The organism is Sphaerospermopsis reniformis (assembly GCF_005402885.1).
In the GTDB taxonomy this organism is placed as follows: domain Bacteria; phylum Cyanobacteriota; class Cyanobacteriia; order Cyanobacteriales; family Nostocaceae; genus Sphaerospermopsis; species Sphaerospermopsis kisseleviana.
This window is the reverse complement of the sequence record NZ_BJCE01000540.1, coordinates 1-637: the sequence shown is the minus strand read 5'-3', so window position 1 is coordinate 637 and position 637 is coordinate 1. Positions and strand designations below refer to the sequence as shown.

The 637-nt window shown below is 34.1% G+C and carries 1 pseudogene; it reads right to left on the bottom strand.

The annotated features are described in order from the left end of the window. A pseudogene (locus FFR48_RS28295) lies at window positions 1–637 on the bottom strand (hypothetical protein); the annotation flags it as partial.

The window sequence follows — 637 nt, the reverse complement described above, 5'->3', positions numbered from 1 at the left end:
AAATAGTCCTGCAAAACCATTTACTGATGTCTTTCCTGTGGCGGTTAAATTCCCCCCATTTGTTGTTATATTTGAGTATATTGATACTGCCCCATCAATCCCTGCATTTTGACTATCCCCTGTTAATGTGACATTACCCCCATTAGTGGTAATATTGCCATTTGTATTAATACTTTTTGTGGCTTCTAATGTTACGCTGGCACCAGTTCCTGTAGCTGTTAAATTATTACTGGTAATATTGCCACCTAAAGCTGTTGCTGTGAAGTTCCCACTAAATCCACTATCGCCTAATGTGAGATCATTTGCATCTTGTAAACTGACATTATTTCCTGTTAATACACTAACTTGATTAAAGTCATTGGTATTGTTGTTTAAGGTGATATTACCAGCACTATTTAAAGTAGTATTATTTGTAGCGATAATACTTGTACCTGCATTTTGACTAATATTGCCACCTAAAGCTGTTGCTGTTAAATTGCCACTAACATTACTATTCCCTAATGTGAGATTATTTGCATCTTGTAAACTGACATTATTTCCTGTTAATACACTAACTTGATTAAAGTCATTGGTATTGTTGTTTAAGGTGATATTACCAGCACTATTTAAAGTAGTATTATTTGTAGCGATAATACTT